Below are 21774 nucleotides of genomic sequence, written 5' to 3'. Positions count from 1 at the left end.
GCCAGTAAAGGTTGCTCATCATCACCCCCGTCAGTTCGGGAGCTTGAATCACGCAGGCAGACCAGCCTCAAGCCGATTAATGGGTCCTGACCCTAGGGCAGCCCGGGCCGTCCGCAACCCGACACCATGACCTGCCGGCATCTTCGGTCTGGCCCTGCGCATGGAGATTTTCATCCGGGCGCAGGACCGGCGGCAGATCCGGGCATGGCCCGCGCGGCGCGAAGGGGTCCGGCATCTCGCGGCCGATCATCGCGGTGGTGATGTCATGCGCGATTCGCTCAAGCCGGAGCGGCTCTGATATCGATCCCCGAGACATGGCGAATTCCTTCCTGCAACAAAAATGCAGCGTTCCGGCATTTCTGGAATAGCCATCGCGCAATGCGTGAACCGGCACGTGCAGTTGCGATCCCGAGGGCGCAGCGCGACGAACCGGCGACGGCTATCCAAACAAAAAATTGCCACACAGAGTTTCTGCAATTTTTATTGCAATACGCGATTCGGGCGGCTATTGTCGGGGTTGAAGGCGCGACCCGAGATTCGTTTCGCCTGGGAGAAAGCAGGGCGCATCCGTTCGCGGGTCCGTCGCATGACATATGCCGGGCGACCGGCGTCGGGGGAAATCACGGTCTTGGTCAATGCAACGGGGCGTCTATCGGCGCTTTCCCTGACGCATGGGCTTTGCCCGCCCCCCGGCGGCGCGCGCGCCCCGGTCCAACCGGAGGAGCAACAGATGAAGAAAATCCTGACCGCATCCGCGATCTGCGCCATGATGGCGGGCACGGCGCATGCCGAAAAGATCGGCGTCGCCATGTCGCTGTTTGACGACAATTTCCTGACCGTGCTGCGTCACAACATTCAGCGTCACGCCGATGAAATGGGCGTCGAGGTGCAGATGGAGGATGCGCAGGGCGACATTGCCCGCCAGCAGTCGCAGATCGAGAACTTCGCCGCTTCGGGCGTCGATGGCATCATCACCATGCTGGTCGATGCCGATTCCGGGCGCGCCATGTCGAAGATCGCCGAAGAGGCGGGTGTCCCGCTGGTCTTTGTGAACATGTTGCCCGCCAACATGGAAACCTTTCCCGAAAAGCAGGCCTGGGTCGGATCGGACGAGGAACAGGCCGGCCGGCTTGAGGCCACCGAGGTCTGCAAGCTGCTTGAGGGCAAGGGCAAGGCCGTGATCCTGCTGGGCCAGCTGGGCACCACCGGCCAGCGCGGGCGCACCAAGGCCACCGAGGAGGTGCTGGCGGGCGCCGACTGCAAGGGGATCGAGGTTCTGGACCAGCAGACCGCGAACTGGATGCGCACGCCGGCGCTGGACCTGATGACCAACTGGATCACCTCGGGGATGCAGCCCGACGCGGTCATCTCGAACAATGACGAGATGGCGCTGGGGGCGATCCAGGCGCTGAAATCGGCCGGGGTGTCGATGGATGACGTGGTCATCTCGGGCGTCGATGCCACCCAGGACGCGCTGTCCGCGATGGAGACTGGCGATCTGGACGTGACCGTCTATCAATCGGCCAAGGGGCAGGGCGAGGGCGCTCTGGAAACGGTGCTGAAGATCGCCCGTGGCGAAACCTTCGACCAGCGCGTGACCGTGCCCTTTGAACTGGTCACGCCCCAGAACCTTGCCGATTACAAGGCCAGGAACTGACCCGGACGGGGCGGCGTGCCGGCACGGCCGCCGCCCTTTTCCATCCCGCTCAAGGCATCTGTGGCAGGTCATCCCCGGCGCGCGTTGCGGCTGCCGGCCGGATGGACTGACGACGCGGCGCGGTCCATGCGCGCCCCTCCGCAAACGGGAGATCGCGATGATATCGGAACGGACACAGGCGGCCATCGACCGCTTCAAAAGCAAGGCTGACGGCCCCCTGCTCGAGATCGAGGGCATCCGCAAGGAGTTTCCCGGTGTCGTCGCGCTGGACGATGTCCGCCTGAGCCTGCGGCGTGGCACCGTCCACGCGCTCATGGGTGAGAACGGCGCCGGCAAATCGACGCTGATGAAGATCATCGCCGGCATCTATACGCCCGAACGCGGCACCATCCGCCTGCGCGGCGACGAGGTGACGCTGAGCGGCCCGCTGGATGCGCTGGAACGCGGTATCGCCATGATCCATCAGGAACTGGCGCTGATGCCCTATATGACCGTGGCCGAAAATATCTGGATCCGGCGCGAACCGCTGAACCGTCTGGGTCTGGTCGATCACGCGGCGATGGCGCGCAGGACGCGGGATCTGTTCGCGCGTCTGAACATTGCCATCGACCCCTTGACCGAGGTGCGGTTCCTGACCGTGGCACAGCGCCAGATGGTCGAGATCGCCAAGGCGGTCAGCTATGATTCCGACGTGCTGATCATGGACGAGCCGACCTCGGCCCTGACCGAAACCGAGGTCGCGCATCTGTTTGCCATCATCCGCGATCTGAAATCGCGCGGCATCGGCATCGTCTACATCACCCACAAGATGAACGAACTGTTCGAGATCGCCGACGAATTCTCGGTGTTCCGCGACGGCAGATATGTCGGCACGCATGCCAGCAACGAGGTGACGCGCGACGACATCATCCGCATGATGGTCGGGCGCGACATCACCGACATGTTCCCCAAGGAACCCGCAGACATCTCGGACACGATCCTGTCCGTCGACGGGTTGTCGCTTGACGGGGTGTTCCACGACATCAGCTTCGACCTGCGCAAGGGCGAGATCCTGGGGCTGGCCGGGCTGGTCGGTTCGGGGCGCTCGAACGTGGCCGAGGCACTTTTCGGCGTCACCCCGGCGACCTCTGGCCGCATCCGCATCGACGGGCAGGCGGTGCGCATCGCCTCACCCGCCGACGCGATGAAACACGGCATGGCCTTCCTGACCGAGGATCGCAAGGAAACCGGCTGTTTCCTGCCCCTGTCGATCCTCGAGAACATGCAGCTTGCCATGCTGCAGGACCAGAATGTCCGTCTGGGTTTCGTCGAGCAGCGTGCCGTCAACCGGCAATGCGCCGAAATGCGCGAGACGCTGCGGGTCAAGACCCCCAGCATGGACGAGCGCATCGAGAACCTGTCGGGCGGCAACCAGCAAAAGGTGCTGATCGCGCGCTGGCTGCTGACCAGGCCGCGCATCCTGATTCTGGACGAGCCGACGCGCGGCATCGATGTCGGCGCCAAGGCAGAGATTCACCGGCTGATCTCGCGTCTGGCCGGGCAGGGGGTCGCGGTGATCATGATCTCGTCGGAACTGCCCGAGGTGCTGGGCATGTCGGACCGGATCATGGTCATGCACGAGGGCCACATGACCGGCATCCTCGACCGCGCCGAGGCCGATCAGGTGAAAATCATGGAACTGGCGGCGCGCTGAGCGTCGCGGGGGCGCCCGCCTGCCGGCGCCGAAAAGGAGCAAGCAATGGACAATGTGCAAATCGAACCCGCCGCCCGGAAGGCGCGGCGCCTGCCGGCCGATCTTGGCATCCTGATGGTGCTGGTCGGCGTGGCGCTGGTCTTCGAGATCATGGGCTGGATCTTTCAGGGCCAAAGCTTCCTGATGAACCCGCAGCGGCTGACGATCATGATCCTTCAGGTCTCGGTCGTGGGCATCATCGCCATCGGCGTCACGCAGGTGATCATCACCGGCGGCATCGACCTGAGCTCGGGCTCGGTCGTGGCGATGACGGCGATGGTGGCGATGAGCTTTGCGCAGGCCGCGGGCTATGACCGCGCCGTCTATCCGTCGCTGACCGGGTTGCCGGTGCTGGTGCCGCTGGCTATCGGGCTGGGGCTGGGGCTGCTGGCCGGGATCGTCAACGGCCAGCTGATCGCGCGCACCGGCATTCCCCCCTTCATCGCCACGCTGGGCATGATGGTGACGGCGCGCGGCTTTGCCAAATGGTACACCAAGGGCCAGCCGATCAGCTTTCCGACCGACGGTTTCGCCGCCATCGGCAATGGCGCCTTGCCGGTCTTCATCTTTCTGGGCGTGGCGGTGATCTTTCACATCCTGCTGAAATACACCCGCTATGGCAAGTTCACCTATGCCATCGGCGCCAATGCGCAGGCCGCCCGCGTCTCGGGCATCAATGTCCAGCGCCATCTGGTCAAGGTCTATGCGCTGGCCGGTCTGCTTTCGGGGCTGGCAGGCGTCGTCACCGCCGCCCGCGCCGAAACCGCGCAGGCCGGCATGGGAATGATGTACGAGCTTGATGCCATCGCCGCGGCGGTGATCGGCGGCACCTCGCTGTCAGGGGGGCGCGGCAAGATCTTCGGCACCGTCATCGGCACGCTGATCCTGGGGCTGATGATGTCGGGCTTCACCTTCCTGCGCGTCGACGCCTATTACCAGGAGATCGTGAAGGGCGTCATCATCGTTGCCGCCGTGGTTGCCGATACCTATCGCCAGAAAGGGCGTGGCAAGGCCGGCATCTAAAGCGATCTTTGCGCCGGATCGACAGCCTCGCAACGCCATTTGCGGGGCTGCCATTGCGGGTGCCCGGACTGCCAGCGCGCGATCTCGGGCTGGGCAGCCGTCATGCAGGTCAGCAGGGACACCTCGCGGGCGTCATAGAGCAGCGGAAAGTCCCGGCAGGTCGCGCCGTCGGCAAGGCAGGCAAGAATCACGAGCTGGATGAACATGGCTTCCTCCATATCCGGATGGCCCGAGAATCTGCCATCGGCGCGCCGAAGTCCCGAAACCGGGCCGAAATCCGACGAAATCGCGCCGAAATGCGCTATGCTGCAAACGGCAGCGGGGCGTCGGTGGCATGGACAGTCAGCGCGAATTGTCGTTCAGGATCGATGACGTAACGGTCGACCTTGCCGCCGGGCAGATTCTCGATGCGGCCGGGCGGCCGGTCCCGCTTCGCCATCAGTCATTCGAGGTTCTTCGCCAGCTTGTCGCGGCACAGGGCCGGCTGCTGGGCAAGGAGGAGCTGATCTCGGCGGTCTGGCCGGGGATCGCGGTGACGGATGACAGCCTGGTCCAATGCATCCACGAGATCCGGCGCGCGCTGGGGCCAAAGGGGCAGGCGGCCTTGCAGACGATCCCGCGCCGCGGATACCGGCTTGTATTGCCGCCAGCCGCCGGCGCGGCGCCGGCGCGAACCGGGCCTGTGTCGCGCCGGCATGTCCTGATCGCGGCGGGGATCGCCGGCAGCGGGCTTGCCGTGGCGGCGCTGCTTATGCGGCGTCCCGATGATGCCGCCGTCGCGCCGAACGCGCCGCCCGTCATCGCGGTGATGCCGTTCGATGTTCCGGACCCGACCAATGCCCCGGATCATCTTGGCGCAAGCCTTGCCGAGACCGTCATCGCCATGCTGAGCCGCTGCCCCGAGGTCGCCACCCTTGCGCGCCGCTCGTCCTTTGCGCTGCAAGACGAGCGCGGCGATGTGCGCATCCTCGGCCGGAAGCTGGGGGCGGAATACGTGCTTGAGGGCAGCGTGCGGCGGGACGGTCCGCGACTGCGCGTCACCGCGCGGCTCGATGCCACGGCCACCGGGCGGCAGGTCTGGGCAGCCCGGTTCGACGCGCAGGGCAGCGACCCGCTGGCCCTTGCCGATGCGGTGGCCGGGCGGATCATCGCGGCGCTTTCCGGCACGCGCGGCGAGGTCAGGCGTGCGGAATATGCCGAGGCCTGGGGTACGGACAGCGCCAGCCTGGGCGAATATGACTATGCGATGCGTGCCCAGGACATGATGCTGGGCGACAGCTCTGCCCGCGGCAATGCCGCCGCCGCCGCGATTCTGGCGGAAGGGCTGGCGAAATATCCCGGCTCGGCCGCCATCAAGGTCAAGCTCGCCTGGAACGACTGGCGGCGCGGCTATAATTTCTGGAGCGATGACATTGCGGCCGATTTCGATTCCGCCGCCAGGCTGGCGCGCGAGCTGGAGGCAATGCCGGATCTGCCGCCCTGGGTTTCGACGCTGGTGCACTGGCTGCTTGGCTATGTCGCCATGCGCGACGGGGATTGGGGGCGCGTCCTGCACGAGGTCGAGGTGACCACCGCCCTTGCCCCCTATGATGCGTTTCTGATCACCGACCTGGCCGAGCTTCTGGCGCCGGCCGGCGCCTATGACCGGGCGCTTGCCAATATCGATTTCGGCGCGGCGCGGAACCCGGCAGACGCCGATTACCAGCATGCGCTCAGGGCCTGGGTGTACCGGCTTCAGGGGCGGCTGGCGGATTCGGCGCGCGAAACGCAGGCCGCGCATCTGCTCGCGCCCTATCAGCGGCTGCAATATGCGATCACGCTGGTGCGGCTGAATCGCATGGAGGATGCCCGTGCCCAGATCGCCATGGTGCGCGCGCAGGAGCCGGGTTTCGGACTGGCGGCATGGCGCAGGGGAACCTTTCATGCCGATCCCGCCATCGTGGCGGGCGAGTTGGCCGATCTTGCTGCCGCCGGCCTGCCGCAATAGCGCGGGCGCCGCATCCTGGGGGTCCCGATCCGCCGCATGCGGATCGCGGTCTCAGGTCCCGGTGACCGTCGGGATGCGCGGTGCCTGATCGTCGTCCTGAACCCGCGCCGCCACCGCCACCACCAGCGCCTGCGCGAGGCACATCGGCGCCGCCAGCGAGCGCGAGAAGCTGTAGTCATGTTCCGGCACGGCGAACAGCACCCGCGCCCATTTCGCCAGCGGCGACAGCGTGCTGTCGGAAATGGCGACGATGTCGGTGCCGCGCTGCCCAGCCTCTTCGACGATGTTCACCACCTCATTGGCATAGAACCGGAACGACACCGCCAGCAGCACGTCACGCTTGCCGATGCTGCGCGCCATATGGGTGGCAAGCCCGCCCCCCGCATCCAGAAGCACGCAGCGCTTGCCCAGCATGGTCAGCACATAGCGCAGCAGGTCGACCACCGGGGCCGAGCGCAATTGCCCCAGCAGATAGACCACCTCGGCCTTGAACAGCAGATCCGCCGCCGTCGCCAGGTCGCGGTCGTCGATCTCGTCCAGCAGCAATTGCAGCGAGGCGATGTCACGCACCACCAGATCGCGCAGAAAGCCTTTTTCGGACCGTTCGGGCGCGGCGCTCAATTCGGTTTCCAGCGCCTTGACCCGCGCCTCGAAACCCGGCGCGGCGGTGGCAAGACGCCTCTGGAACAGCGCCTGCAATTCCTTGAACCCCTTGTAGCCCAACGATTGCGCGAAGCGCACGAAGCTCGAGGCATGGATGCCGCAGCGCTCGGCGATGGCGTTGACGGAATGCACGGCGACGTCATTGGGGTTCTGTGTCAGATAGACCGAGATGCGCTGATAGGTCTTGCTCATGCCGTCATGGCGATCATGGATCAGCCGGATCAGGTCTTCGTAATTCTGTGGGGGCGTGACGAGAGCCATGGGACGCAATCCTTTTGAGGCAACTTGCAACAGTTATTGCGGCGTACCAAGGGGCATCTGCGATGGCTGGCGAATTAACCCCGGCGAGGGGGCGGCGTCATCGCGGGTGTCAGGCGCCCGGCGAGAAGGGGACCGGGCGCCTGACGGCGGGGGCGAAGGAGAGAGGAGAGACGCCCCCGATCCGCTTACCCCCCGGCCGGCACGTCAAGCCATTGCCGCCGGGCCGAGGATTGCTGAATGGTTTCCACCAATGTCTGGATGCGCAGCCCCTTGCGGAAGCCGAAGGGCTCGGGGATCTCGCCCGCGATGGCGCGCAGATAGCCTGCGATCTCGATGGCCTTCAGGTCGTTGAAGCCCAGCTGATGGCCGGGTGCGACGCAGAACAGCCCATAGGGCGGATGCTCGGGACCGGCCTCGATGCGGCGAAAACCCCGCCTGCCGGGCGCGTCCCCGCAGGAATGGAAATGCAGCTCGTTGAAGCGTTCCTGACTGAAGGCCAGGGCGCCCCGGGTGCCATAGACCTCGAAGTCATGCTGCATCTTGCGGCCGGTGGCGATCCAGTTGCCCTCGATCGAGCCCTGCGCGCCATTTTCAAAGCGCAGGAAGGCGCGGGCGACGTCATCGACCTGAACCGCGCGCATGCCGCCCCTGCCATCGGGGCGGCGGTCGATCAGCGTCACGCAATCGCCCATGACCCGGGTGATGGGCCCCAGCAGATATTCCGCCGTGGCCAGCGCATGGCTGCCGATATCGGCCAGCGCGCCGCCCCCGGCCGGATCGTGGCGAAAGCTCCATGGGCCATGGGCATCGGCCATGTAATCCTCGGCATGCAGGCCGCGATAGCCGCGAATCTCGCCAAGTTCGCCAGCGGCGATCATCTCGCGCGCCAGGGCCAGCATCGGGTTGCACAGATAGTTGAAGCCGACCTGGGTCCTGACGCCCGCCGCCTCGGCGGCATCGGCCATTTCGCGCGCCTCGGCGGCCCGGGGCGCCAGCGGTTTTTCGCAATAGACATGCTTGCCGGCGGCGATGGCGGCCAGTGCCATTTCCTTGTGCAGCGCATTGGGGGCGGTGATATCGATGACATCGATTTCGGGATCCTCGATCAGCCGCCGCCAGTCGCCGGTCGCTTTGGCAAAGCCCAGCGTCGCGGCGGCGCGGTGCGCGGCCTCGTCGCTTGCATCGGCCAGGCTGTGCAGCACCGGCCGATAGGGCAGGTCAAAGACGCGGGGCGCCGAGGCAAAGCCGAAGACATGGGTCTTGCCCATGAAACCGCTGCCGATCAGGCCGATATTCAGCACGGGCTTAGACATTCGGGGCCTCGCGATTGACGATCAGTCCGGGGGCGATGGTTCCATCCAGATAGTCCAGCGCATTGCGGATCGAGGCCAGCGCCATGCGTTCGCTGCATTCCTCGGTCAGTCCGGCGATATGGGGCGACAGCAACGCATTGTCGCAGCCGGCCAAAGGCGCGTCCGGTGCCGGCGGCTCGTCGTCGAAGACATCGATGCCAGCGGCGCCGACCTGCCCCGAGCGCAGCGCCTCGGCCAGCGCCGTCTCGTCCACCACGCCGCCCCTTGCGGTATTGGCAAGGATGACGCCGGGTTTCATCAGCGCGATCTCGGCCGCGCCGATGGCGGGCCGGGCGCCGCGCGGGATATGGACCGAGATGCAATCGGCCCAGGCCAGCCCTTCGGCCAGCGCGACCGGCGGCACCGGTCCCTGCGGCCAGCCGGTCTGTTGCAGATAGGGGTCATAGGCGCGCACCTGCATGTCGAACCCGGCGGCCATGCGCGCCAGATTCCGTCCGGTGCGGCCATAGCCCAGGATCAGCAGGCGCTTGCCGCTGATCTCTTGCTGCTCAAGCCGGTTGCGCCAGCCCCACTGGCCCGGATCGCGCACGGCGCGGTCGGCGCGCAGCACCCGCTTGGCGGCGGCCAGAAGCTGCATCATCGCATGTTCCGCGACAGAGACCGAATTCACGTCGCCGACGATGGTCAGCGCGATGCCGCGCGCGTCCAGCGCCGGCAGGTCGACGGCGTCATAGCCGACGCCATGGCGCGAGACGACCTTCAGTTGCCCGGCGCGGGCGATGGTGGCGGCGCTCAGCGGCTGGGTGCGGATCACCAGCGCATCGGCGCGGCCGATCAGCGGCGCATATGAGGCCTCGGAGACCTCTTCGACATAATCCACGCTCACGCCCCGCGCGGGCAACTCGCGCAGCAGCGCCTCGCCCGAGGGGTGCAGCTTGCCCGCGACCAGAAGATGGGTCATCAATAGCCTCCTTTCGGCGTGCCGGGAGCGGTGCTGCCGTCCGTCAACTGGCGCCATGTCGCGACCGATTGCGCGGCGGCCTGCGCCAGCAGGCGCGAATCCCCCGATACGGTGGTCATGTCAAAGCCCCAGCCGATGGCGCGGGCGGCATATTCCGGGGTTCCGCAATGCAATGCGGCTTTCAGGCCGTTGCGCTTGCAGGCGGCAAGGATGGTCTGGATCGCGGCGATCACCTCGGGTTCCTCGCGGTCGAATGCAGGGGTCAACCGGCCTTCGGACAGCGAGAATGCCAGATCCGCCGGTCCGACATAGATGCCGTCAAGGCCGGGGGTGGCGGCGATCTCGTCCAGATTGCGCATCGCCTCGGCGGTTTCGATCATCGCCCAGGCAAGGATCTCGTGATTGGCCTCGGCGGCGTAATCGGCCCCGGCGGCATAGGCGGCGCGGGTCGGGCCGAAGCTGCGCTCGCCCAGCGGCGGATAGCGCATGTAGCGCAGGAATTCCTCTGCCTGCGCGCGGGTGTTGATCATCGGGCAGATGATGCCATAGGCGCCGGCATCCAGTACCTTCATGATCCATGACGGGTCCAGCCACGGCACCCGCGCCATCAGTACCTTGCCCGAGGCGCGCATGGCCTGAAACATCGCCAGCACATCCTTGTAATCGACCGCGCCGTGCTGGATGTCGATCGAGATCGCGTCGTAATCCTGGGCCGCCATGATCTCGGCGTTGAAGGGGCTGGCGATGGACAGCCAGCCATGCAGCACCGGGCGTCCCTCGGCCCAGATCTCGCGGAGCCTGTTCTTTCTCATCCTTCCTTCCTCCCTCAGAAGACGATCTGGGCCAGCTTGGTATCGAGGTAATCCCCGATCCCCTCGCTGCCGCCCTCGCGGCCCATGCCGGAATGATTGGTGCCGCCAAAGGGCGCCTCGCTGGCGGCCATGGCGAAGCTGTTGATCCCGACCATGCCGGCCTTGAGCGCGGCGACGGTGCGCCGGGCGCGGTCGGGCGAGCGGGTGAAGGCATAGGCCGAAAGGCCCATTTCGCTGGCATTGGCGCGGGCCAGAACCTCGTCCTCGTCACGGAACCGGGTGATGGCGGCGATGGGGCCGAAATTCTCCTCGGCAAAGACGCGCATGTCGTCGCTTACCCCGGTCAGCACCGTGGGTTCAAAGAAAAAGCCCTGGTTGCGATCAGCGCGCCGGCCGCCATGGGCCAGTGTCGCGCCCGCGGCGACGGCGTCCTGAACGATGGCCTCGATCTCGGCCAGACGGCCGGCATTGATCAGCGGGCCCATGCCGGTCGCCGGGTCCAGGCCGTCGCCCAGCCTGATCCTTGCCGCGCGGGCGACAAAGCCCTGAACAAAGGCGTCATGCAGGCTGTCATGGATGAAGAAGCGGTCGGGCGTCACGCAGACCTGACCGCAATTGGCGAATTTGGTGGGCACGGCGACATCCAGCGCGGCCTCCAGATCGGCATCGTCATAGACGATCAGCGGCGCGTTGCCGCCCAGCTCCATCGAGACCTTTTTCACCGTATCCGCCGCGTCGCGGATCATCTGCTGGCCGATGCGCGTCGAGCCGGTCAGGCTGACCTTGCGCACCCGCGCATCGGCCATGATCGGGGCATAGGTGTCGCCGGTTGCGCCGATGACAAGGTTGACCGCGCCGTCGGGCAGGCCCGCCGCGCGCAGGCAATCGACCATCACCATCGCCACGCCCGGCGTCTGCGAGGATGGCCGCAGGACCACCGGGCAGCCGGCGGCCAGCGCCGGGGCCAGCTTGCGGGCTGGCAGGGCGGCAGGAAAGTTCCAGGCGGTGAAGGCGCCGGTGATGCCCACGGCCTCGCGGGTGACCTCGAATCGTCCGCCGGGCACGCGGCTGTCGATGATGCGGCCATAAATGCGGCGGGCCTCCTCGGCGTACCAGCGGAACTGGTCGCAGGCGAGGACCCATTCGCGGGCCGCCTGTGCGATGGGCTTGCCGGTTTCCAGACAGATCATCCGCGCCGCCTCGTCGGCACGGCGGATCATCTCGTCGGCGGCCCGGTGCAGGGCATCCGCCCGGCCAAAGCCGCCCATGGCGCGCAGCAGCGGCAGGGCCGCGGCAGCGGCATCCAGCGCCGCGCGGGTATCCCCGATACGGGCAACGGGCACCTCGGCCAGAAGCTTGCCGGTCACCGGCGAGACGACTTCGGCGCTGGCGGTGCCGGAGGTCCAGGCGCCACCGATGAACAATCCGAAATTGTGATACATCACCTATCCGATCTCGTTGATTTTGACGGTGCGACCCTCGCGGACCGAGCGGATGGCGGCCTCGGCCAGGATGAGCGCCTGCCGTCCGTCCTCGAAGCCGACGGCCGGAGGGCTGCCCTGTTCGACGGCATCGACAAAGGCGCCGATCTCGGCGGCAAAGGCATCCGCATAGCGGTCGATGAAGAAGTTCTTCAGCGGCGCGGCACGGTCGGTGAAATCGCCGCCATAAAGCCGCAGCTGATCGATGGGCTGGTTGTCCGAGATGGCCATGCCGGCGCTGCCGAAGGCCTCGACGCGCTGGTCATAGCCATAGACCGCGCGGCGCGAATTGCTGATGACCGCCTGCTTGCCCGTCGCCGTCTTCATAAGCACGCTGACGGTGTCGTAATCGTCGCAGCGTGCCATCAGCGCGGGATCGACCAGGCGCGCGCCGGTCGCGGTCAGCTCGGCGATCTCTTCGCCCAGGATAAAGCGGGCCATGTCGAAGTCATGGATGGTCATGTCGCGAAAGATGCCGCCCGAAACCTCGATATAGGCATCGGGCGCCACGCCGGGATCGCGCGAGGTGATGGCGACCTGGTGCAGATCGCCGATCCGGCCCGCCTCGATCGCGCGGCGGACGCCGGCATGGCCGGGATCGAAGCGGCGCACGAAACCCAGCATGATCGGCAGCCGGGTGCCGGCGATGGTCGCCGCGCAGGCATTCACGCGCTTAAGCGACAGGTCGATCGGCTTTTCGCACAGGATCGCCTTGCCGGCGGCGACGGCGGCCTCGATCAGGTCGGCATGGGTGGGCGTCGAGGTCGCGATCAGCACCGCATCCACCTGATCCGAACCCAGCACCGCATCGACCGAATCGAATTGCGGCGCGGCCAGTCTTTCGGCCACGTCACGGGCGGCGGGGGCATGAATGTCATAGACGCCGGCCAGGCTGGCGCGCGGATGGGCGGCGATGTTTTCGGCATGCATGCGGCCGATGCGGCCCGTGCCGAGAACGGCGATTCTGGTCATCTGGCTCCTCCAAATCTCACTTCGCAATGATCATTGCAAAACTATTGCATTGTCAATCATCATTCCGTAATGTCCCCGAAACAGCATCGCTGGAGGAGGCGAAATGACCGCGAAAACCGTGCGCCTGACCATGGCTCAGGCCCTTGTGCGCTACCTTTGCAACCAGTTCACCGAGATTGACGGCACCCGCGTGCCGCTGTTTGCGGGCGTCTTTGGCATCTTTGGGCATGGCAATGTGTCCTGCCTCAGCGAGGCGCTTGAACAGGTGCAGGACCAGTTGCCGACATGGCGCGGCCAGAACGAACAGTCGATGGCGCTGGCCGCGATCGGCTTTGCCAAGGCCAAGCGGCGGCGGCAGATCATGATTGCCGCGACCTCGATCGGGCCGGGGGCGGCGAATATGGTGACAGCGGCGGGCACCGCCATGGCGAATCGCCTGCCGGTGCTGCTGATCGCTGGCGACACCTTCGCCAATCGCCTGCCCGATCCGGTGCTGCAACAGGTCGAGCAATTCGGCGATCCGACCATCACCGTGAATGACGCCTTCAAGCCGGTGGTGCGCTACTGGGACCGCATCACCCTGCCCGAGCAGATCATCACCTCGCTGCCGCAGGCGGTGGCGACGATGCTGGACCCGGCCGATTGCGGCCCCGCCTTCATCGGTCTGGCGCAGGACACGCAGGAGCGCGCCTTCGACTATCCCGAGGTGTTCTTTGAACCGAAGCTGTGGCGGATCCCCCGGTCGCGCCCTGACCGCGATGCCCTGGCCGAGGCGGCGGCGCTGCTGAAATCGGCGAAACGCCCGCTGATCATCTCGGGCGGCGGGGTGCGCTATTCGCTGGCCGGCGAGGCTCTGGCCGATTTCGCCGCCCGGCGCGGCATTCCGGTGGTCGAGACCATTGCCGGAAAAGGCGCGCTGACCCACGATCACCCGGTTCATGCCGGGCCGATCGGGATTGTCGGCTCGACCTCGGCCAACCAGCTGGCGCGCGAGGCCGACGTGATTCTGGCCATCGGGACCCGGTTGCAGGATTTCACCACCGGGTCGTGGACGGCCTTCTCGCATGAGGCGCGGTTCATCTCGCTGAATGCGGCACGTTTCGACGCGGTCAAGCACCGGGCGCTGTCGGTCGTGGGCGACGCGCGCGAGGGTCTGGCCGAGCTGGACGTGGCGCTGGACGACTGGCGGGCCACGCCGGGGCTGATGACCTATGCCCGGCAGCTCTTCGCGGAATGGAACGCGGTCCTTGACGAGCATCAGCGGCCGACGAATGCCGCGGTCCCGTCCTATGCGCAGGTCATCGGCGTGATGAACAGGGTCGCACGCCCCAATGACACGCTGATCGGCGCCGCCGGCGGCACACCGGGCGAGATCACCAAGGGCTGGCGGGTCAAGGACGCGAACACCTTCGATTGCGAATTCGGCTTTTCCTGCATGGGCTACGAGATCGCGGCCGGCTGGGGCTGTGCCATGGCGCAGGAGGGGCCAGGCGGGACAGGCGGCACGCCCATCGTCATGCTGGGCGACGGCACCTACATGATGATGAACTCGGACATCTATTCGGCGGCACTGACCGGCCACAAGATGATCGTCGTGGTCTGCGACAATGGCGGCTATGCGGTCATCAACCGGTTGCAGCAGGCCAAGGGCGTACCGGGCTTCAACAATCTGCTGACCGATTGCCGGGTGAAGAACCGCGACAATCCGATCCATGTCGATTTCGTCAAGCATGCCGAGGCGATGGGGGCGCAGGCGCGCCATGCCGACAGCCTCGCCGATCTGGAGGAGGCGCTGATCTGGGCGCAGGGCAATGATGGGGTCACGGTCATCTCGATTGTCTCGGATGCGTGGAAATGGGTGCCGGGCGACGCCGATTGGGACGTGGGCGTACCCGAGGTCTCGACCTTTGAAACCGTGCGCGCGGCGCGTGCGGCGCAGGAAAAGATCCGTCAGGCGCAGCGGGTCGGGGTGTAGGATGAAAGCCAGACTGGGCATTGCCCCGATCGCGTGGTGGAATGACGACCTTGCCGAGCTTTCCGACGATGTCAGCCTTGAGGAATGCCTGCGGCAGGCCTCGGAGGCGGGCTTCACCGGGATGGAGACGGGGCGGCGCTTTCCGATGGACATGGCCGCGCTTGGCCCGGTGCTTGAACGTTTCGCGATCTCGGTTTGCGGGGGCTGGTTCTCGGGCCTGCTGCTGGATGGCGACCTCGAGGCGGAAAAGGACCGCATTGCCGCGCAGATGCGGTTCTTTGTCGCCGCCGGCGCGCCCTGTATCGTCTACGGCGAAACCGCGCGTTCAATCCAAGGGATGCGTCATGTGCCGCTGGCCAGAAAGCCGCGGCTGACCGAGGCCGAGATGGCTGCCTATGGGCGCAGGATCAGCGATTTCGCCGATTGGTGCGCGGCCGAGGGGATGCCGATTTCCTATCATCACCACATGGCCGCGGCGGTCGAGACCGAGGCCGAGCTGGACCTGCTGATGAAGCATTCCTCGGTGCCGTTGCTGTTTGATGCGGGGCACATGGCCTTTGCGGGCGGCGATGTGATGCGGGTGATCGAGAACCACCACGCCCGCATCAGCCATGTCCACACCAAGGATATCCGCCGCGCGGTGATCGAGGGGCTGGACCGCAGCCGCGAGAGCTTTCTTGATGCGGTGATCAAGGGCGCCTTCACCGTGCCCGGCGATGGCAGTCTGGATTTCGAGGCCATCGTCGGGATGCTGGCCGCCAAGGGATATCAGGGTTGGTTCGTGGTCGAGGCAGAACAGGACCCGGTCGCCAACCCGCCGCTGGAGATGGCCCGCAAGGGCCATCGCGAATTGATGCGCGTCATGGACGCCGCCGGATATGAGGTGATGCAATGAACAGGATTGACGGAAAGATCGCCGTGATCACCGGCGCGACGCAGGGGCTGGGCGCCGCCATCGCGCGGCTGTTCGCGGATGCGGGCGCGGCCGGCATCGTGATCGTCGGGCGCGGGCTGGACAAGGGCCGCGCCGTCGCCGCCGGGATCACAGGCCAGACCGGTGTTCCGGTCGAAATGGTCCCGGCCGATCTGGCCGATATCGATGAGGTGCGCAGCATCATCGCCCATGCCGACCGGGTCTTTGGCCGGGTCGATATCCTGGTCAATGCCGCCGGGCTGACGGATCGCGGCACGATCCTGAACACCTCGCCCGAGCTTTTCGACCGCATGTTCGCGGTCAATACCCGCGCGCCCTTCTTCCTGATCCAGGATGCGGCCAAGGTGATGATCCGCGAGCGGGCCGAGGGGCGCATCGTCAATATCGGCTCGATGTCGGCGCTGGTCGGCCAGCCTTTCCTTGCGCCCTATGCCGCCTCGAAGGGCGGGCTGGCGACGCTGACCCGCAACGCCGCATTCGCGCTGATGCGCAACCGCATCCATGTGAACCAGCTGGATATCGGCTGGATGAATTCGGACCATGAACGCAAGCTGATCGAACAGGAAACCGGCGATGCGGGCTTTATCGACCGTGCCGCCGCGCAAAAGCCCTTTGGCCGGATTCTGGACCCGGCCGAGGTCGCGCGCGCGGTGCTGTGGATGGCCTCGGGCGATGCCGGGATGATGACCGGCGCGGTGATCCCCTTCGATCAGTCGATCCATGGCGGCTATGATGACGCGCCGGTGCCGGCCGCCGCGATGGAGGCGTAAGATGCGCACGATCAAGGGGCCGGGGGTCTTCCTTGCGCAATTCGCCGCCGATGACGCGCCCTATAATTCTCTGCCCAGCCTGGCGAAATGGGCGGCGGCGAAGGGGTTCAAGGGCGTGCAGATCCCGACCTGGGACGCGCGCCTGATCGACATGCGGAAGGCCGCCGAAAGCGAAACCTATTGCGACGAGCTGACCGGAATGCTTGCCGATCACGGGTTGCAGATCACCGAATTCGCCTCGCATATCACCGGGCAGCTGGTGGCGGTGCATCCCGCCCATGACGCGATCATGGACAGTTTCGCACCAGTGGCGCTGCGCGGCAATCCGGCGGCACGGCGGGCCTGGGCCGAAGAGCAGCTGCGATATGCCGCGCGCGCCTCGAAACGGCTGGGCATCGACCGGCATGTGACCTTTTCGGGGTCGCTGCTCTGGCCCTATCTTTACCCCTATCCGCAATGGCCCGAGGGGCTGGTCGAGGAGGGCTTTGACGAGCTGGCCCGGCGCTGGACCCCGATCCTCGACGATTTCGACGCCCATGGCGTGGATGTCTGCTATGAAATCCACCCCTGCGAGGACCTGCATGACGGCCATAGCTGGGAGTTCTTCCTTGACAAGGTGAAGCACCACCCCCGCGCCAACCTGATGTATGATCCCAGCCATTTCGTCTTGCAGGCGCTGGATTATCTCGCGTTCATCGATCACTACCACGACCGCATCAAGACCTTCCACGTCAAGGATGCCGAGTTCCGCCCCGACGGCAAATCCGGCGCCTATGGCGGCTATCAGCCATGGTCGAAACGCGCCGGGCGCTTCCGCAGCCCCGGCGACGGGCAGGTCGATTTCGGCGCCGTCTTCACCAAGCTGACCACCCATGGCTTTGACGGCTGGGCGGTTCTGGAATGGGAATGTTTCGTCAAGAACCCCGAGGATGGCGCGGCCGAGGGCGCGCGCTTCATCGCCAATCACATCATCCGCGTCTCGGACCGGGCCTTTGATGATTTCGTGAAATCCGGCGCCGACCGTCGCGCCAACCGGGCCATGCTCGGACTGGAGGAATGATGCGCGTGAAACGACCCCTGCGGCTTGGCATGATCGGTGGCGGGCAGGGCGCCTATATCGGCAATATCCATCGCCTGGCCTCGCGGCTGGACGGGGCATGGCAACTGGTGGCCGGCGCGTTCGATGTCGACCCGCAGCGTGGCCGCGATTTCGCCCTTGCCGAGGGGCTGGATCCCGCGCGCAGCTATGGCAGCTATCAGGACCTGATCGCCGGCGAGACCGGGCGCGAGGGTCGCGTGGACGCGGTGGCGATCTGCACGCCGAACTTCACCCATTACCCGATTGCAAAGGCGCTGATCGAGGCGGGCTTCGACGTGATCTGCGAAAAGCCGCTGACCGCGACGCTGGCGGATGCGGTGGCGCTTGCGGCTCTGGCGCGCGACAGCGGCCGCTTTGTCGGCGTGACCTATACCTATTCCGGCTATCCGATGGTGCATGAGGCCCGCGTCCGCGTGGCAAGGGGTGAAATCGGCGCGATCCGCACGGTGCAGGTCGAATATCCGCTGGAATGGATGGCGACCGCCATCGAGCAAAAGGGCAATGCGCAGGCCGCATGGCGCACCGATCCGACCAAGAACGGACGCGGCGGCTCGATCGGCGATATCGGCACCCATGCCTATCATCTTGCGGGCTTTGTCACCGGATTGACGCTGCAATCGCTGACCGCCGATCTGGCGACCTTCGTGCCGGGCCGGGCGCTGGACGACAACGCCCATGTCATGATGCGCTATCAGGGCGGGGCGCGCGGGCTTTTGTGGTCGTCGCAGGTGGCCTTGGGCAATTCCAACGGCGTGCGGCTGCGCGTCTTTGGCGAGACCGGCGCGCTTTCATGGTTTCAGGAACAGCCCAACGAGCTGATCCTTGCGCCGCTGGATGGCCGGGTGCAGATCATCAAGCGCGGCGCCGACGACCTCTCGGAGGATGCGAAACTGCGGATTCGCACGCCCGCCGGCCACCCGGAAGGCTATCTCGAGGCCTTTGCCAATCTTTACGCCGGTTTCGCCGAGGCGATCCGGGCACGGGCCGAGGGCCGCGCGCCGTCAGCGCTTGGGCAGAACCTGCCGCTGGCCCATGACGGGCTGAAAGGCGTCGCCTTTGTCGAGGCCGTCGTGAACAGCCACGAGGCCGCCGATCAGCCCTGGATCACCCCCGTCGCTGTATGATCCCGCATCGACCGCGCACATGATCTGGCAGCTTTGGCGGCGCCCGCTTGCCCGAGGGCGGGCGGCGCGAGGAATGGCAGGCATCCCGGGCGGAGGAGGGCGCGCGAACGGCTGAAACCCGCCGACGCCACAACCTCTGCGATAGGGGTGCAGGGGACATTGCCCGAAAGTTCAGCATCGCCGCGCGTCATGGGAAATACTGCAACCTCGGATTAAGAATCCGGGCGAGGACCGGGAACCGCATCATGGCAACGCCCGTTGGCGATCAACGGCAAGGTGTGATGATGCGACATTCACGATCCCAGCTCAGCCGTGGCATGACGCGGCGCTTCTTCACAAATTCGGCGGTTTGCGCGGCGGCGCTCCTGGCCCATGTGCCGATCGCCTATGCCCAGGTCGCGACCTCGGTCGATGATGTCGGCGGTTTCCTTGATCTGTCCCGGAAACTCAGCGCCTATGACGACCTCGATCCGGTGATCGCCGCGCGCATCTATGAGGCGCTTCTGGCCGAGGACGCGGCCAATCGCGACGGGCTTGCGAAGCTTGCCACGCTTTCGGCAGGGGCGACCGATGCCGGGGCGCTGAAGGCCGGGGCTGGCGCGGCGGGGCTGGGCGATCTGCTGACCGCCGTCCTGATGGCTTGGTATACCGGCACCGTCACCGGCAAGCAGACCGTCATGATCGCCTATCACGACGCGCTGATGTATCGCCCGGTCGCCGACGGGCTGGTCACTCTGACCTATTGCAGCAAGGGGCCGCTGTGGTGGCGCGATCAACTGCCGCCCGGCGTGACCCGCGTTCCCGTCAATTTTCCGAAGGTGCTGTGATGAAATCGCCCGTATTCACCGATGGCGATGCGACGGCCGATATCGCCATTGTCGGCTCGGGGGTCGTCGGCGCCCTGATCGCGGAGCAATTGGCCGGCGAGGGTCACGCCGTCCTGATGCTGGACGCGGGGCTGCGGCTCAATCGCGGGCAGGTGGTCGAAAACTGGCGCAACATGCCCTTCGCCAATCGCCTCGGCTCGGCTCGGATTATCAGGGGCTGTTTCCGCAATCGCCAATGGCGCCGGCGCCGCTTTACATGCCCAGGAACGATTACGTCGCCCTGTCCGGGCCGGACGGAAACGGCTTTCAGCAGGGCTATCTGAAGGCGGTCGGCGGCACGACATGGCATTGGGCGGCTTCAAGCTGGCGCCACCTGCCCGTCGATCTGCGGATGAAATCGGCCTATGGCGTCGGGCGCGACTGGCCGATCTCTTACGATGAGCTTGAGCCATTCTACATGCTGGCCGAGGAACGCATGGGCGTCGCCGGGCCGAACGATCCGGCGCTGCAATCGCCCCCGGAGCGCTCAAAACCCTATCCGATGGACATGGTGCCATGGGGCTATGCCGACAAGCGCATGGCCGAGGTGGTGAACCCGCATGGCTGGAACCTCGTGCCGATCCCGCAGGGACGTTCGACCCGGCCATGGAACGGGCGGCCGACCTGCTGCGGCAACAACAACTGCCAGCCGATCTGTCCGATCGGCGCCATGTATAACGGCATCCACAGCGTCGAGGCAGCCGAGGCGCTTGGCGCCGTGACCCTTGCCGAGGCGGTGGTCTACAGGATCGACACCGACGAGCAGAACCGCGTCACGGCGGTGCATTTCTATGACAGCCAGCATGTTTCGCACAAAGTCACCGCGAAAGCCTTCGTTCTGGCCTGCAATGCGCTGGAGACCCCGCGCCTGCTGCTGGCGGCCGCGAATGAGCGCAATCCGGCCGGCATCGCGAATTCCTCGGATCAGGTCGGGCGCAACATGATGGACCATTCCGGCTTTCATGCCCGCTTTACCGCCAATGAACCCCTGTGGATCGGGCGTGGCACCGCGCAGTCAAGCTGCATGGTCGGTCCGAGGGATGGGGCCTTCCGGTCGGAATACTCGGCAACCAAGGTCATTCTTTACAACTTCAATCAGGCGCCGCAGATGGCCAAGGCCGCGATCGAGGACGGTTTCGTCGGCGAGGCGCTGAATGCCGAGATCCGCCGCCGCACGACCCATGGCGTCGATCTGTCGATCAGCCTTGAGCCACTGCCCGACCCCAGAAACCGCATCACCTTGTCCACGACCCGGATGGACCCGCATGGCATCCCCTGTCCCGATGTCTATTACGATGTCGGCGATTACGTGCGGCAGGGCTATACCGTCTCGGTCGAGCAGCTGCGCGGCATCGCCGATCTGTTCGGCGCCACGGATTTCGTGGCCACGACCTCGCTCAATGCCAACAACCACATGATGGGCGGCACCATCATGGGCGCGGACCCGGCGGATTCGGTGACCAATGGCGATTGCCGGGCGCATGATCACGAAAACCTCTGGCTTCCGGGCGGCGGGCCGATGGCCTCGGCCAGCGTGGTGAACTCGACCCTGACCATGGCCGCGCTTGGCCTGAAGGCGGCGGCGGATATATCCCGAACCTTGAAAGGGTAAGGCGATGTCGAAGGTTTTGCATGCGTCCTGCTTCGCCGCCGCCGTGGCTCTGGCCGGATCGGCAGCGGCGCAGACGGCGGGTCAGACGGCGGATCAGGACCCGGTTGAACGCGGGCGCTATCTGGCGACGCTGGCCGATTGCGTCGCCTGCCACACCGCGCCGGGCGGGGCGGAGTTTGCCGGCGGCTACGCGATTGAATCGCCGCTGGGAACGATCTGGTCCACCAATATCACCCCGTCGAAATCCCATGGCATCGGCGATTACAGCCAAGAGGAATTCGCCCGGAGTAACGCGCGAAAGTTGGTGATGCCCTGAGGGGCGGCATATCATGGCGGTGTTCAGACGCCGTCAATTCTCAGCCGAGAAAGGGATATGCCACATGTCGGAGACTACCATCAGCACGCTGCCCGATCCATCGGGGTTTTCGCCGGATCCACTGACGGACCTCATCCGGGAGGGTGCGCGCAAGCTGATCGAACAAGCGGTTGAGGCCGAGCTGGCAACGCTCCTCGCCGCGTTCGCTGAGGAAAG

21 protein-coding genes and 1 pseudogene are annotated in these 21774 nt (G+C 65.9%); 15 read left to right on the top strand and 7 right to left on the bottom strand.

Annotation, left to right across the window (positions count from 1 at the left end; all coding sequences use genetic code 11):
• Positions 1–160 precede the first annotated feature (160 nt).
• From DFP89_RS20405 to DFP89_RS18140, 4 genes are all read left to right on the top strand, one after another.
• The gene (locus DFP89_RS20405) at positions 161–298 is read left to right on the top strand and encodes a hypothetical protein (protein ID WP_181870389.1); all 138 of its coding nucleotides are present in this window, start codon (positions 161–163) and stop codon (positions 296–298) included.
• Positions 299–730: 432 nt separating this feature from the next.
• The gene (locus DFP89_RS18150; protein ID WP_114350756.1) at positions 731–1657 is read left to right on the top strand and encodes a sugar ABC transporter substrate-binding protein; all 927 of its coding nucleotides are present in this window, start codon (positions 731–733) and stop codon (positions 1655–1657) included.
• A 157-nt stretch (positions 1658–1814) separates the two neighbouring features.
• Positions 1815–3350: a sugar ABC transporter ATP-binding protein gene (locus DFP89_RS18145; protein WP_114350755.1), complete on the top strand. Its 1536-nt coding sequence runs from the start codon at positions 1815–1817 to the stop codon at positions 3348–3350.
• A 45-nt stretch (positions 3351–3395) separates the two neighbouring features.
• Positions 3396–4412, top strand: coding sequence for an ABC transporter permease (locus DFP89_RS18140; protein ID WP_114350754.1), 1017 nt, complete (start codon positions 3396–3398; stop codon positions 4410–4412).
• On the opposite strand, the gene DFP89_RS18135 is transcribed toward DFP89_RS18140, so the two are convergent.
• The gene (locus tag DFP89_RS18135) at positions 4409–4618 is read right to left on the bottom strand and encodes a hypothetical protein (RefSeq protein ID WP_114350753.1); all 210 of its coding nucleotides are present in this window, start codon (positions 4616–4618) and stop codon (positions 4409–4411) included. The genes DFP89_RS18140 and DFP89_RS18135 overlap by 4 nt on opposite strands.
• A 128-nt stretch (positions 4619–4746) precedes the next feature.
• Between DFP89_RS18135 and DFP89_RS18130 the strand changes: the two genes are divergently transcribed.
• Positions 4747–6399 (top strand): winged helix-turn-helix domain-containing protein, encoded by a 1653-nt coding sequence (locus tag DFP89_RS18130; protein ID WP_114350752.1) that lies wholly within the window; start codon positions 4747–4749, stop codon positions 6397–6399.
• A 51-nt stretch (positions 6400–6450) separates the two neighbouring features.
• Here the strand turns inward: DFP89_RS18130 and DFP89_RS18125 are convergent, their stop codons facing one another.
• From DFP89_RS18125 to iolG, 6 genes are all read right to left on the bottom strand, one after another.
• Positions 6451–7323, bottom strand: a complete 873-nt coding sequence (locus DFP89_RS18125) for a MurR/RpiR family transcriptional regulator (protein WP_114350751.1) — start codon at positions 7321–7323, stop codon at positions 6451–6453.
• A gap of 185 nt (positions 7324–7508) precedes the next feature.
• Complete coding sequence (locus tag DFP89_RS18120; protein WP_114350750.1) at positions 7509–8636, bottom strand: Gfo/Idh/MocA family protein; 1128 nt, start codon at positions 8634–8636, stop codon at positions 7509–7511.
• Complete coding sequence (locus DFP89_RS18115; protein ID WP_114350749.1) at positions 8629–9597, bottom strand: hydroxyacid dehydrogenase; 969 nt, start codon at positions 9595–9597, stop codon at positions 8629–8631. The genes DFP89_RS18120 and DFP89_RS18115 overlap by 8 nt, the downstream gene beginning before the upstream one ends.
• Positions 9597–10409 carry an HpcH/HpaI aldolase family protein gene (locus DFP89_RS18110; protein ID WP_114350748.1) on the bottom strand — a complete coding sequence of 271 codons (813 nt, stop codon included), beginning with the start codon at positions 10407–10409 and terminating at the stop codon, positions 9597–9599. The genes DFP89_RS18115 and DFP89_RS18110 overlap by 1 nt, the downstream gene beginning before the upstream one ends.
• Positions 10410–10423: 14 nt before the next feature.
• Positions 10424–11851 (bottom strand): NAD-dependent succinate-semialdehyde dehydrogenase, encoded by a 1428-nt coding sequence (locus tag DFP89_RS18105; RefSeq protein WP_114350747.1) that lies wholly within the window; start codon positions 11849–11851, stop codon positions 10424–10426.
• A gap of 3 nt (positions 11852–11854) precedes the next feature.
• Positions 11855–12862: an inositol 2-dehydrogenase gene (gene iolG, locus DFP89_RS18100; RefSeq protein ID WP_114350746.1), complete on the bottom strand. Its 1008-nt coding sequence runs from the start codon at positions 12860–12862 to the stop codon at positions 11855–11857.
• Positions 12863–12965: 103 nt separating this feature from the next.
• Between iolG and iolD the strand changes: the two genes are divergently transcribed.
• The 10 genes and pseudogenes from iolD to DFP89_RS18055 all read left to right on the top strand — a co-directional run.
• Positions 12966–14837 (top strand): 3D-(3,5/4)-trihydroxycyclohexane-1,2-dione acylhydrolase (decyclizing), encoded by a 1872-nt coding sequence (gene iolD, locus DFP89_RS18095; protein WP_114350745.1) that lies wholly within the window; start codon positions 12966–12968, stop codon positions 14835–14837.
• A 1-nt stretch (position 14838) separates the two neighbouring features.
• Positions 14839–15732, top strand: a complete 894-nt coding sequence (gene iolE, locus DFP89_RS18090; protein WP_114350744.1) for a myo-inosose-2 dehydratase — start codon at positions 14839–14841, stop codon at positions 15730–15732.
• Positions 15729–16541 carry an SDR family oxidoreductase gene (locus DFP89_RS18085; protein WP_114350743.1) on the top strand — a complete coding sequence of 271 codons (813 nt, stop codon included), beginning with the start codon at positions 15729–15731 and terminating at the stop codon, positions 16539–16541. Before iolE ends, DFP89_RS18085 begins: the two co-directional genes overlap by 4 nt.
• A 1-nt stretch (position 16542) precedes the next feature.
• On the top strand, positions 16543–17601 hold the full coding sequence (locus tag DFP89_RS18080; protein WP_114350742.1) for a sugar phosphate isomerase/epimerase family protein: 1059 nt from the start codon (positions 16543–16545) through the stop codon (positions 17599–17601).
• A gap of 29 nt (positions 17602–17630) precedes the next feature.
• Entirely contained in the window at positions 17631–18764 is a 1134-nt protein-coding gene (locus DFP89_RS18075; protein ID WP_114350757.1) for a Gfo/Idh/MocA family protein, read from the top strand.
• A gap of 281 nt (positions 18765–19045) precedes the next feature.
• Entirely contained in the window at positions 19046–19591 is a 546-nt protein-coding gene (locus DFP89_RS18070; RefSeq protein ID WP_181870388.1) for a sugar dehydrogenase complex small subunit, read from the top strand.
• Complete coding sequence (locus tag DFP89_RS20605; RefSeq protein WP_220269876.1) at positions 19591–19914, top strand: FAD-dependent oxidoreductase; 324 nt, start codon at positions 19591–19593, stop codon at positions 19912–19914. Before DFP89_RS18070 ends, DFP89_RS20605 begins: the two co-directional genes overlap by 1 nt.
• Positions 19848–21242: a GMC family oxidoreductase gene (locus DFP89_RS18065; protein ID WP_220269875.1), complete on the top strand. Its 1395-nt coding sequence runs from the start codon at positions 19848–19850 to the stop codon at positions 21240–21242. Before DFP89_RS20605 ends, DFP89_RS18065 begins: the two co-directional genes overlap by 67 nt.
• 4 nt (positions 21243–21246) lie before the next feature.
• Entirely contained in the window at positions 21247–21558 is a 312-nt protein-coding gene (locus DFP89_RS18060; RefSeq protein WP_220269874.1) for a hypothetical protein, read from the top strand.
• A 64-nt stretch (positions 21559–21622) separates the two neighbouring features.
• Positions 21623–21774 (top strand): annotated as a pseudogene (locus DFP89_RS18055) (IS256 family transposase); the annotation flags it as partial.

The organism is Paracoccus lutimaris, assembly GCF_003337565.1.
GTDB lineage: Bacteria > Pseudomonadota > Alphaproteobacteria > Rhodobacterales > Rhodobacteraceae > Paracoccus > Paracoccus lutimaris.
The sequence above is the reverse complement of the archived record's forward strand: the minus strand, read 5'-3'. Positions and strand labels throughout refer to the sequence as shown.